Here is a 10963-nt window from a genome sequence, read left to right on the forward strand (position 1 = left end):
TCGCTAGGTAGAAAGGAGACTTTTTCGCATGAAACAGCGTGGTAAAAGGATTCGCCCATCTGGTAAAGATTTAGTCTTTCATTTTACGATAGCGTCACTCCTGCCTGTTTTCCTGCTGGTTGTCGGACTGTTTCATGTGAAGACAATCCAGCAGATCAACTGGCAGGATTTTAACCTATCACAAGCAGATAAGATTGACATTCCCTATTTAATTATCAGTTTCAGTGTCGCAATTCTTATCTGCTTGCTGGTAGCGTTTGTATTCAAACGGGTTCGCTATGATACGGTTAAACAACTTTACCACCGTCAAAAACTGGCAAAGATGATACTTGAAAACAAGTGGTATGAATCTGAACAGGTCAAAACAGAGGGTTTCTTTAAAGATAGTGCTGGTCGTACAAAGGAAAAGATAACCTACTTCCCTAAAATGTATTATCGACTTAAAAATGGCTTGATACAGATACGGGTGGAAATCACGCTGGGAAAATATCAAGACCAACTCTTACACTTGGAAAAGAAATTAGAGAGTGGCTTGTACTGTGAGCTGACGGATAAAGAGTTAAAGGATTCCTATGTGGAATATACTTTGCTCTATGACACCATAGCCAGTCGTATTTCTATTGATGAAGTAGAAGCTAAAGATGGTAAACTTCGCTTAATGAAAAACGTATGGTGGGAATATGATAAGCTCCCTCATATGTTGATTGCTGGTGGTACAGGTGGCGGTAAAACTTACTTTATACTGACACTGATTGAAGCCTTGCTTCATACAGATTCAAAACTGTATATTCTTGACCCGAAAAATGCTGACCTTGCGGACTTAGGTTCTGTGATGGCAAATGTCTACTATAGAAAAGAAGACTTGCTTTCTTGCATTGAAACATTCTATGAAGAAATGATGAAACGTAGTGAGGAAATGAAGCAGATGAAGAACTATAAGACTGGCAAAAATTATGCTTACTTAGGTCTCCCGGCACACTTCTTAATCTTTGATGAATACGTCGCTTTCATGGAAATGCTGGGAACAAAAGAAAACACCGCAGTTATGAATAAGCTGAAACAGATTGTCATGTTAGGTCGTCAAGCTGGCTTCTTTCTAATACTGGCTTGTCAACGTCCAGACGCAAAATATTTAGGCGACGGAATCCGTGATCAGTTTAATTTCAGAGTGGTTTTAGGTCGTATGTCTGAAATGGGCTATGGCATGATGTTTGGCAGTGACGTACAAAAGGATTTCTTCTTAAAGCGAATCAAAGGTCGTGGCTATGTTGATGTAGGAACAAGTGTCATATCAGAGTTTTATACTCCCCTTGTACCAAAAGGATATGATTTCTTGGAGGAAATTAAAAAGTTATCCAACAGCAGACAGTCCACGCAGGCGACGTGCGAAGCGGAAGTCGCAGGTGTGGACTGATCTTGCTGGCTGGTGTGGCAATAGCCACGCCAGCACTTAACCCCCCGTATCTAACAGGGGGGTACAAATCGACAGGAAACAGTCAAAAAAACATTAGAAAATCCTTTGGTTACAAGGGATTTACAAAATTTCAGCGTATGTCAAATGGGCTTTAAAAGTTGACATACGCCTTTTTGATTGGAGGGATTTTTACTGAATGAACAAACTTGGTTACAGCATTTAAAAGAAAAACGCTTGGCTTATGGACTATCTCAAAACCGTTTAGCTGTTGCGACTGGTATTACAAGGCAGTATCTAAGCGATATTGAAACAGGAAAAGTCAAGCCATCAGAGGATTTACAGCAGTCCCTTTGGGAAGCTCTGGAACGCTTCAATCCCGACGCTCCCCTTGAAATGCTGTTTGATTATGTAAGGATTCGCTTTCCGACAACAGACGTACAGCAGGTGGTCGAAAACATCTTACAACTGAAACTGTCCTATTTTCTTCATGAGGACTATGGTTTCTATTCTTATTCAGAGCATTATGCTTTAGGCGACATATTCGTCCTTTGCTCCCATGAACTGGACAAAGGAGTTCTGGTGGAATTGAAAGGTCGTGGGTGCAGACAATTTGAAAGCTATCTTCTGGCACAACAAAGAAGCTGGTATGAGTTCTTTATGGACGTTTTGGTGGCTGGCGGTGTGATGAAACGCCTTGACCTTGCCATTAACGATAAGACAGGGATTTTGAATATCCCTGTACTCACTGAAAAGTGCCAACAGGAAGAATGTATCTCCGTCTTCCGCAGTTTTAAAAGCTATCGCAGTGGCGAACTGGTACGCAAAGAGGAAAAGGAATGTATGGGAAACACCCTCTATATCGGTTCATTACAAAGTGAAGTTTATTTCTGTATCTATGAAAAGGACTACGAGCAGTACAAGAAAAATGATATTCCCATTGAAGACGCAGAAGTAAAAAACCGTTTTGAGATTCGATTGAAAAATGAGCGTGCCTATTATGCAGTCCGTGATTTACTCGTCTATGACAATCCAGAGCATACCGCCTTTAAAATTATCAATCGGTATATCCGTTTTGTAGATAAAGACGATTCCAAACCTCGTTCTGATTGGAAACTGAATGAAGAATGGGCTTGGTTTATTGGGAACAATCGTGAACGATTAAAACTAACCACAAAACCAGAGCCTTACTCCTTCCAAAGGACGCTGAACTGGCTATCTCATCAAGTTGCCCCGACCTTAAAGGTTGCGATTAAACTTGATGAAATCAACCAGACGCAGGTTGTAAAAGACATTCTCGACCATGCGAAACTGACAGACCGACACAAGCAGATTTTGAAGCAACAGTCAGTAAAAGAACAGGACGTGATAACAACAAAAAAATAACTCAAATACAAATTCATTGAATATAGAGAGGAGAACATTTTTATGAATTTTGGACAAAACCTTTATAACTGGTTTCTATCAAACGCTCAATCACTGGTGCTTTTAGCAATCGTTGTGATTGGCTTGTATCTTGGCTTCAAGCGTGAGTTTAGTAAACTGATTGGCTTTCTCATCATTGCGATTATTGCGGTGGGCTTGGTGTTCAACGCTGCTGGAGTAAAAGACATTTTATTAGAGCTATTTAATCGCATTATCGGTGCTTAAATTAAACCGTTATTTTGTGGAATATAAGTGGTTTTCTTATGTTCCGCAAAAGAATGGTACACCAAACGAAGTGCGGTAGGGATTTTTGAATCTCTACAAAGAAAGGACGTGAACACATGGACGATATGCAAGTCTATATTGCCAACTTAGGTAAATACAATGAAGGAGAATTAGTCGGTGCTTGGTTTACCTTTCCCATTGATTTTGAAGAAGTCAAAGAGAAAATCGGCTTGAATGATGAATACGAGGAATACGCCATTCACGATTATGAGTTACCCTTTACGGTTGACGAATACACTTCTATTGGCGAACTCAATCGCCTATGGGAAATGGTATCGGAGTTGCCAGAGGAACTACAATCCGAGCTATCTGCTCTGCTCACTCATTTTTCAAGTATTGAGGAACTAAGCGAATATCAAGAGGATATTATCATTCACTCGGATTGTGATGATATGGCAGATGTCGCACGTTACTACATTGAAGAAACTGGAGTATTGGGCGAAGTGCCAACCAGTCTTCAAAACTATATTGATTACGAATCCTATGGTCGTGATTTAGAAATTTCGGGAACTTTTATCACAACCAATTATGGGATTTTTGAAATCGTCTATTGAAAGGATTGATTCTATGAAGAAAATACGAAGCTATACCAGTATTTGGTCTGTTGAGAAAGTGCTGTACTCCATCAACGATTTTAGACTTCCGTTTCCCATAACCTTTACGCAAATGACGTGGTTTGTCGTGTCACTGTTTGCGGTTATGATACTTGGCAACTTGCCACCTCTTTCCATGATTGAGGGAGCATTTCTCAAATATTTTGGAATTCCTGTGGCTTTCACATGGTTTATGTCTACAAAAACCTTTGATGGTAAAAAGCCTTATGGATTTTTGAAGTCTGTCATTGCTTATGCACTGCGACCAAAGCTGACCTATGCAGGGAAAAAAGTAACCCTTGGCAGAAACCAGCCACAAGAAGCCATTACGACAGTTAGGAGTGAATTTTATGGCATATCCAATTAAATACATTGAAAATAATCTGGTCTGGAATAAAGATGGCGAATGTTACGCCTATTATGAGCTTATTCCTTACAATTACTCATTCCTAAGTCCAGAACAGAAAATACAAGTGCATGATTCTTTCAGACAGCTTATCGCACAAAATCGTGATGGCAAGATTCATGCTCTACAAATCAGTACAGAATCCAGCATACGTTCTGCACAAGAACGTTCCAAAGAGGAAGTAACTGGCAAACTCAAAGTAATTGCCTATGACAAAATCGACCAACAGACAGACGCTTTAATATCCATGATTGGCGAAAATCAAGTGGACTACCGCTTCTTTATCGGCTTTAAGTTGCTTCTCAACGATCAAGAGTTTTCTATGAAAAGTCTTACCGTTGAAGCCAAAAATGCTTTGTCTGATTTTGTCTATGATGTGAACCATAAGCTAATGGGCGATTTTGTCAGCATGAGTAATGATGAAATCCTGCGTTTTCAGAAGATGGAAAAGCTCTTGGAAAATAAAATCTCTCGTCGTTTCAAAATCCGTAGACTGGATAAGGACGACTTCGGCTATCTGATTGAACATCTTTATGGACAGACAGGTACAGCTTATGAAGATTATGAGTACCATCTATCAAAGAAGAAGCTGGATAATGAAACGCTGATTAAATATTATGACCTTATTAAACCGACCCGTTGTTTGGTGGAAGAAAAACAGCGATACCTAAAAATTCAACAGGAAGACGAAACCGTCTATGTGGCGTACTTTACCATCAACAGCATTGTCGGCGAATTGGACTTTCCGTCCTCTGAAATCTTCTACTACCAGCAACAGCAATTTACATTCCCGATTGATACTTCTATGAATGTGGAAATCGTGGCAAACCGTAAAGCACTAAGCACCGTTCGTAATAAAAAGAAAGAACTAAAAGACCTAGATAACCACGCATGGCAAAGTGATAACGAAACCAGCTCTAATGTGGCGGAAGCTCTGGAAAGTGTCAATGAGCTGGAAAATAATTTAGACCAAAGCAAGGAATCCATGTATAAGCTCTCTTATGTGGTGCGTGTTTCCGCAAATGACTTGGACGAATTGAAACGTCGTTGTAATGAAGTGAAAGATTTTTATGACGATTTAAGTGTCAAGTTGGTACGACCATTTGGAGATATGCTGGGCTTACATGAAGAATTTTTACCATCAAGCAAGCGTTATATGAATGACTATATTCAGTATGTAACCTCTGATTTCTTAGCTGGACTTGGTTTCGGTGCTACTCAAATGCTTGGCGAAAATGAGGGTATTTATGTTGGCTATAGCTTAGATACAGGACGCAATGTCTACCTCAAACCTGCTCTTGCCAGTCAAGGGGTTAAGGGTTCAGTAACCAATGCATTAGCGTCTGCCTTTGTAGGTTCGCTAGGCGGTGGAAAATCCTTTGCGAATAACCTTATCGTCTATTATGCAGTGCTTTATGGGGCACAAGCAGTGATTGTTGACCCGAAAGCGGAACGTGGCAGATGGAAAGAAACCTTGCCAGAAATCGCTCACGAAATTAATATTGTCAATCTGACTTCTGATGAGAAAAATAAAGGCTTACTTGACCCTTACGTGATTATGAAAAATCCCAAAGATTCTGAATCACTGGCAATCGACATTTTGACGTTCCTTACGGGGATTTCATCACGAGATTCTGACCGTTTCCCTGTTCTACGAAAAGCCATTCGTGCTGTAACTAATAGTGAAGTGCGAGGTCTTCTGAAAGTGATTGAGGAATTACGGGTTGAGGGAACTCAAATAAGCACCAGCATAGCCGACCATATCGAAAGTTTTACAGACTATGACTTTGCACATCTGCTCTTTAGTGATGGATATGTGGAGCAGTCTATCAGTCTTGAAAAACAACTGAACATCATACAGGTTGCCGACTTGGTACTTCCCGATAAAGAAACCTCCTTTGAGGAATATACCACAATGGAGTTACTATCGGTGGCAATGCTGATTGTCATTAGTACCTTTGCGTTAGACTTTATCCATACAGACAGAAGCATTTTTAAAATTGTTGACTTAGACGAAGCGTGGAGCTTCTTACAGGTGGCACAAGGTAAAACACTGTCTATGAAACTGGTTCGTGCTGGACGTGCTATGAACGCTGGGGTATATTTCGTGACCCAGAATACAGATGACCTTTTAGATGAAAAGCTGAAAAATAATCTTGGTTTGAAATTTGCGTTCCGCTCTACTGACCTTAACGAGATTAAAAAGACCCTTGCCTTTTTCGGCGTTGACCCAGAGGACGAAAATAATCAGAAGCGATTGCGTGATTTGGAAAATGGACAGTGCCTTATCAGTGATTTATATGGTCGTGTCGGTGTGATACAGTTCCACCCTGTATTTGAAGAACTGCTCCATGCCTTTGATACCAGACCGCCTGTGCGAAAAGAGGTGTAAATGTGAAACCATCAATATTAAACAGAATAAAATCAAACTGGACGCTGAAGCGTCTAGGTAAAGTGGCAATGACAGTGGCTTTCACACTTGTGATTGCCATTTTTCTTTTAGCCATGATGGGAACAGTGGTTCAAGCTGCGGGCTTGGTAGATGATACAATCAATGTGGCAAATGAGTACAGCCGATACCCACTTGAAAACTATCAACTGGATTTTTATGTTGATAATAGCTGGGGCTGGCTACCGTGGAACTGGTCGGACGGAATTGGAAAACAAGTCATGTATGGCTTATATGCCATTACCAATTTTATTTGGACAATCAGTCTTTATGTTTCCAATGCGACTGGCTACTTAGTTCAAGAAGCCTATTCCCTTGACTTCATTTCTGCTACAGCAGATTCCATTGGCAAGAATATGCAGACCCTTGCAGGAGTTACGCCTAGCGGACTATCAACAGAGGGATTCTATGTTGGATTCCTCTTACTCTTGATTTTGGTTCTTGGGGTTTATGTTGCCTATACAGGACTGATAAAAAGAGAAACTACAAAAGCGATTCATGCCATTGTGAACTTTGTCATGGTATTTATCCTATCAGCTTCCTTTATTGCCTACGCTCCCGACTACATTAAAAAAATCAATGATTTTTCATCAGACATCAGTCAAGCCAGCTTATCACTTGGCACAAAAATTGTCATGCCCCATTCCGATAGTCAAGGCAAGGACAGTGTGGACTTGATACGTGACAGCCTATTTTCCATACAGGTTCAACAACCGTGGCTACTGCTTCAATACAACAGTTCAGACATTGAAAGTATTGGTGCTGACCGTGTGGAAAGTCTACTTTCAACCAGTCCAGACAGTAATAATGGAGAAGACAGAGAAAAAATTGTAGCAGAAGAAATCGAAGACAGAAACAATGTGAACATGACGATTACAAAAACTATTAACCGCTTGGGTACAGTCTTCTTTCTCTTTGTATTCAATATCGGGATTTCTATATTCGTATTCCTACTAACAGGAATCATGATTTTCTCGCAGGTGCTTTTTATCATCTATGCTATGTTTCTGCCTGTGAGCTTTATTTTAAGTATGATTCCATCTTTTGATGGTATGTCGAAACGAGCCATTACTAAACTCTTTAATACCATTTTGACACGAGCTGGAATCACGCTGATTATTACGACAGCCTTTAGTATTTCAACCATGCTCTATACCTTATCGGCTGGTTATCCGTTCTTTTTGATTGCCTTTCTACAGATTGTGACCTTTGCAGGAATCTACTTCAAACTGGGCGATTTAATGAGTATGTTTTCGCTTCAAAGCAACGATTCTCAAAGTGTGGGAAGTCGTGTGATGAGAAAACCTCGTATGCTTATGCACGCTCATATGCACCGCCTACAGCGTAAACTTGGACGCTCCATGACAGCTTTAGGTGCTGGCTCTGCCATTGCCAGTGCTACAGGAAAACAAGGACAGTCGGGTAGTTCTGGTAGGACACAAGCAGATCACACCCGTCCAGACGGACAGGAAAAATCAACACTTGGAAAACGTATCGGACAAACAATCGGAGCAGTTGCTGATACCAAAGATAAAATCGTTGATTCTGCTGGTAATCTCAAAGAACAGGTTAAGGATATTCCGACCAATGCAAGATATGCAGTGTATCAAGGAAAATCCAAAGCAAAAGAAAATGTTCGTGACCTAACTTCCAGTATTTCTCAAACCAGAGCAGACAGAGCCAGCGGACGCAAGGAACAGCAGGAACAAAGACGCAAAACCATTGCAGAGCGTCGCTCTGAAATGGAACAGGTCAAACAGAAAAAACAGCCAGCTTCTTCCGTTCATGAAAGACCAGCTACTAAGCAAGAACAATCTCATGATGGACAGACCGCAAAACAATCTTCTGTTCAGGCTTTACGCATGGAATCTCAACAAGCCAAACAGGAGCGTCCAGCAGTTAAGTCCGATTCTTCAAGTTTAAAAGCGGAACGTCAAAACCGTACTACACAAGAAAGAACAGTTCAAAAGCCAGCAACTTCAACTACACCAGCAGACAGAGCTTCACAACGTCCAGTCACAAAAGAGCGTCCGTCTACTGTTCAAAGAGTTCAAAGTCAAAACCTTAGAAATAGACCACCAATAAAATCCGCCACTATCAAGAAAGGCAGTAAGAAACCATGAAACTGAAAGCTTTAGTGATTGGTGGTTCTGGGCTATTCTTGATGGTCTTCTCACTACTTCTGTTTGTTGCCATTTTATTTTCAGATGAACAAGATGGCGGTTTTTCAAACATTCACTATGGCGGTGTGAATGTTTCCGCAGAAGTGCTGGCTCATAAGCCTATGGTAGAAAAATACGCTAGAGAATATGGCATTGAAGAATACGTCAATGTACTGCTTGCTATTATACAGGTGGAATCGGGCGGTACTGCCGAAGATGTTATGCAGTCCTCGGAATCCCTTGGTCTACCACCCAATTCATTGAGTACAGAAGAATCCATCAAGCAAGGTGTGAAGTATTTCAGTGAATTATTAGCCAGTAGAGATAGGCTCGGTGTGGATTTGGAATCGGTTATCCAGTCCTACAATTATGGCGGTGGCTTCTTAGGGTATGTGGCTAATCGTGGAAACAAATATACCTTTGAACTGGCTCAAAGTTTCTCTAAGGAATATTCAGATGGCGAAAAAGTGTCCTATCCCAATCCAATAGCCATACCCATCAATGGGGGCTGGCGATATAACTATGGCAATATGTTTTATGTTCAGCTTGTTACGCAGTATCTTGTCACAACTCAATTTAATGATAATACGGTACAAGCCATCATGAACGAAGCACTGAAATATGAGGGTTGGAAGTATGTCTATGGCGGAGCTTCCCCGACTACTTCATTTGATTGTAGCGGACTGACACAATGGACGTATGGCAAAGCTGGGATTAAATTACCACGAACCGCACAACAACAATATGATGTGACCCAACATATCCCACTATCCGAAGCAAAAGCCGGCGATTTGGTTTTCTTTCATTCTACCTATAACGCTGGCTCTTATATTACTCATGTTGGGATATACCTTGGCAATAACCGTATGTTTCATGCAGGCGACCCAATCGGTTATGCCGACTTAACAAGCCCCTACTGGCAACAGCATTTAGTGGGAGCAGGACGAATCAAACAATGAGAAAGGAAGATTTAATGATGAAATTTAGAAAAAATCAGAATAAAGAAAAACAGATACCAAAGGAAAAGAAACCTCGTGTCTACTATAAGGTCAATCCTCATAAAAAGGTTGTGATTGCCTTGTGGGTACTTTTAGGGCTTAGTTTCAGCTTTGCGATATTCAAGCACTTTACAGCTATAGATACTCATACTATTCACGAAACAACTATCATAGAAAAGGAATACGTTGATACTCATCATGTAGAAAATTTTGTAGAGAACTTTGCGAAAGTCTACTATTCATGGGAGCAATCCGATAAGTCCATTGATAATCGAATGGAAAGTCTAAAAGGCTATCTGACAGATGAACTTCAAGCTCTCAATGTTGATACAGTACGCAAAGATATTCCTGTATCGTCTTCTGTAAGAGGATTTCAGATATGGACGGTAGAGCCAACTGGCGACAATGAGTTTAATGTAACCTACAGTGTAGACCAGCTCATTACAGAGGGAGAAAATACAAAGACCGTCCACTCTGCTTATATAGTGAGTGTCTATGTAGATGGTTCTGGAAATATGGTACTGGTTAAGAATCCGACCATTACCAACATACCTAAGAAATCAAGTTATAAACCAAAAGCCATTGAAAGTGAGGGGACGGTTGATTCCATTACAACCAATGAAATCAATGAGTTTTTAACGACGTTCTTCAAGCTCTATCCTACAGCGACAGCCAGTGAACTTTCCTACTATGTGAATGACGGGATATTAAAACCAATCGGAAAAGAGTACATCTTTCAAGAACTGGTAAATCCTATTCACAATCGTAAGGATAATCAAGTCACGGTATCGCTGACAGTGGAGTATATCGACCAGCAGACCAAAGCAACGCAGGTATCTCAATTTGATTTGGTACTTGAAAAGAACGGGAGTAATTGGAAGATTATAGAATAACAAATATTGGTACATTATTACAGCTATTTTGTAATCACGTACTCTCTTTGATAAAAAATTGGAGATTCTTTTACAAATATGCTCTTACGTGCTATTATTTAAGTATCTATTTAAAAGGAGTTAATAAATATGCGGCAAGGTATTCTTAAATAAACTGTCAATTTGATAGTGGGAACAAATAATTGGATGTCCTTTTTTAGGAGGGCTTAGTTTTTTGTACCCAGTTTAAGAATACCTTTATCATGTGATTCTAAAGTATCCAGAGAATATCTGTATGCTTTGTATACCTATGGTTATGCATAAAAATCCCAGTGATAAAAGTATTTATCACTGGGAGTTTT

10 protein-coding genes are annotated in these 10963 nt (G+C 40.3%); all 10 read left to right on the top strand.

Features of this window, described 5'->3' with window-relative positions:
* Positions 1-28: 28 nt before the first annotated feature.
* A complete protein-coding gene (locus HMPREF9083_RS05385) occupies positions 29-1414 on the top strand; it encodes an FtsK/SpoIIIE domain-containing protein (RefSeq protein ID WP_007556402.1) in 1386 nt (461 codons plus the stop codon).
* 177 nt (positions 1415-1591) lie between these two features.
* The gene (gene mobT, locus HMPREF9083_RS05390) at positions 1592-2797 is read left to right on the top strand and encodes a MobT family relaxase (RefSeq protein ID WP_000398284.1); all 1206 of its coding nucleotides are present in this window, start codon (positions 1592-1594) and stop codon (positions 2795-2797) included.
* Positions 2798-2839: 42 nt separating this feature from the next.
* Complete coding sequence (locus HMPREF9083_RS05395) at positions 2840-3061, top strand: hypothetical protein (RefSeq protein WP_001009056.1); 222 nt, start codon at positions 2840-2842, stop codon at positions 3059-3061.
* Positions 3062-3177: 116 nt separating this feature from the next.
* Positions 3178-3675: an antirestriction protein ArdA gene (locus HMPREF9083_RS05400; RefSeq protein ID WP_007556403.1), complete on the top strand. Its 498-nt coding sequence runs from the start codon at positions 3178-3180 to the stop codon at positions 3673-3675.
* Positions 3676-3688: 13 nt separating this feature from the next.
* Positions 3689-4081, top strand: a complete 393-nt coding sequence (locus HMPREF9083_RS05405; RefSeq protein ID WP_025186755.1) for a conjugal transfer protein — start codon at positions 3689-3691, stop codon at positions 4079-4081.
* A complete protein-coding gene (gene tcpF / locus HMPREF9083_RS05410) occupies positions 4065-6512 on the top strand; it encodes a conjugal transfer ATPase TcpF (RefSeq protein ID WP_002368314.1) in 2448 nt (815 codons plus the stop codon). Before HMPREF9083_RS05405 ends, tcpF begins: the two co-directional genes overlap by 17 nt.
* Before the next feature lie 2 nt (positions 6513-6514).
* On the top strand, positions 6515-8692 hold the full coding sequence (locus HMPREF9083_RS05415; protein ID WP_007556404.1) for a CD3337/EF1877 family mobilome membrane protein: 2178 nt from the start codon (positions 6515-6517) through the stop codon (positions 8690-8692).
* Positions 8689-9690: a bifunctional lytic transglycosylase/C40 family peptidase gene (locus HMPREF9083_RS05420; RefSeq protein ID WP_007556405.1), complete on the top strand. Its 1002-nt coding sequence runs from the start codon at positions 8689-8691 to the stop codon at positions 9688-9690. Before HMPREF9083_RS05415 ends, HMPREF9083_RS05420 begins: the two co-directional genes overlap by 4 nt.
* A complete protein-coding gene (locus HMPREF9083_RS05425) occupies positions 9687-10622 on the top strand; it encodes a conjugal transfer protein (protein ID WP_001224320.1) in 936 nt (311 codons plus the stop codon). Before HMPREF9083_RS05420 ends, HMPREF9083_RS05425 begins: the two co-directional genes overlap by 4 nt.
* Positions 10623-10896: 274 nt before the next feature.
* A partial coding sequence (locus tag HMPREF9083_RS06340) for a tetracycline resistance protein (RefSeq protein WP_155800658.1) occupies positions 10897-10963 on the top strand: 67 nt, incomplete at its 3' end.

It is taken from the genome of Dialister micraerophilus DSM 19965 (genome assembly GCF_000194985.1).
Taxonomy (GTDB): Bacteria; Bacillota; Negativicutes; order Veillonellales; family Dialisteraceae; genus Dialister; species Dialister micraerophilus.